This window comes from Streptomyces mesophilus, assembly GCF_040300965.1.
Taxonomy (GTDB): Bacteria; Actinomycetota; Actinomycetes; order Streptomycetales; family Streptomycetaceae; genus Streptomyces; species Streptomyces mesophilus_A.
In genome coordinates this window covers 1-2063 of the sequence record NZ_JBEPEW010000305.1, presented here as the reverse complement: position 1 = coordinate 2063, position 2063 = coordinate 1, and the positions used below count along the sequence as shown (strand labels likewise).

Sequence of the window (2063 nt, the reverse complement as noted above, 5' to 3'; positions counted from 1 at the left end):
TGCATGGCGCCCTCGAGAGTGCCGCGCACCATGGATATGGGTTCCTTGCCGGGCACGTACGTCGTCAGAAAGGCGACGCGGGTACCGGGCACGCCCCCGGGCGCCAACCTGCCCGCTCCGACCGCACCCCAGGCCCCGCACGCGCCGCAGCCGCACCCGGGACAACAGCCCGGCCAGCAGCAGCCCGGCCAGCCCATGCCCCCCATGGACCCGCGCGCAGGCGCCGCCTGGCCGCAGCCCGTCACGCACGACCAGCGCGAGCCGCAGGTCACGGGTGGCGCGCCGCTCGGCTACACGGCCGCTGTCGAGCTGTCCTCGGACCGTCTGATCAACCGGAAGCAGAAGGCCAAGAGCAGCCGCCAGCCGGGCGCCGCCTCCCGCTTCAAGCTCGGCGCGAAGAAGGAAGAGGCCGAGCGGCAGCGGAAGTTGGACCTGATCCGGACGCCGGTGCTGTCCTGCTACCGGATCGCGGTGATCTCGCTCAAGGGCGGCGTGGGCAAGACGACCACGACCACCGCGCTGGGTGCGACGCTCGCGACCGAGCGGCAGGACAAGATCCTCGCGATCGACGCCAACCCGGACGCCGGTACGCTCGGCCGTCGCGTGCGCCGCGAGACGGGGGCCACGATCCGGGATCTCGTGCAGGCGATCCCGTATCTCAACTCGTACATGGACATCCGCCGTTTCACCTCGCAGGCGCCGTCCGGGCTCGAGATCATCGCGAACGATGTGGACCCGGCGGTCTCGACGACCTTCAACGACGAGGACTACCGGCGGGCGATCGACGTACTGGGCAAGCAGTACCCGATCATCCTCACCGACTCCGGTACGGGTCTGCTCTACAGCGCCATGCGTGGAGTCCTCGATCTCGCCGACCAGTTGATCATCATCTCGACCCCGTCGGTCGACGGTGCGAGCAGTGCGTCGACCACCCTGGACTGGCTCTCCGCGCACGGGTACGCGGACTTGGTCTCGCGGTCGATCACGGTGATCTCGGGCGTCCGCGAGACCGGCAAGATGATCAAGGTCGATGACATCGTGCAGCACTTCGAGACCCGCTGCCGCGGCGTGGTCGTGGTGCCCTTCGACGAGCATCTGTCGGCCGGTGCCGAGGTCGATCTCGACATGATGCGGCCGCGCACGCGCGAGGCGTACTTCACGCTCTCCGCGATGGTGGCGGAGGACTTCGCACGCGCACAGCAGCAGCAGGGCCTGTGGACGCAGAACGGGACGGGCATGCCGCCGCACATGGCGCCACCGCTGCCGGGACAGCAGGCCGCCCCCGGCCAGCCGATGCCCGGTCAGCCGACGCCCGGCCAGCCCATGCCCGGTCAGCCCTATCCGCAACAGCAGCCGCAGCAGCCGTACGGGGGCCAGCAGCCGTACCCGCAGCAGCAGCCGCCACAGGCCGGGGCCGGGGCACCCAACTCCGGTGGCGTGCCTCAGGGTTGGCAGCAGCCCCAGCAGCAGAGCCCCCAGCAGGCCCCGCCGCACGCTCCCCAGCTGCCGCCCGCCCAGGGTCAGGGACAGGCCCCAGGGCCCGAGCTCGGACCCGTTCCGCCCGGAGGCATGCCGCCTCAGGCGTGACCTGACAGCACGCGACGACCACGCGGCCGTACATCTGGCGATCGATGCCAGGTGTGCGGCCGCTCTGCGTTGGGAAGCGGTGAGCCTCAACAGCATGAGCCCAACAGCGCACATACGGCGTAGCGGAGGAACCGACCAGCACTTTCACGTGACTAGACCAATGCCGCTCCCGAGGCCCTCAACTCCCCATCCCCTCAAGGTCGTTCCCGCAGGCCAAGCCCCCTAACGGCGACCGTTGACATGTTTAGACCACCGCTGATAGACACACAGACCACTCAGACCCTTCGGCGCTTGTTCCTGCCGTTTCCATGCGAGCGATGACGCGAGGTCACCGACCCATGAACGTAAGAGATCAGCACGCCCCGCAGTTCGAATCACCACCGCCCGCCCGGCGCAGGCGTCGGTACCTGTTGGCCTCCGGTGTCGCCGCGTTCGCCCTGACGGCCGGACTGGCCGCAGCGCCGGCCGCGCCCGCG

Annotated in this window: 1 protein-coding gene; it reads left to right on the top strand. The window is 69.8% G+C overall.

The window, feature by feature from the left end; all coding sequences use genetic code 11:
• The coding region (locus tag ABT367_RS41275; protein ID WP_434975658.1) for a MinD/ParA family ATP-binding protein at positions 1-1587 on the top strand (1587 nt) is incomplete at its 5' end.
• Positions 1588-2063 lie beyond the last annotated feature (476 nt).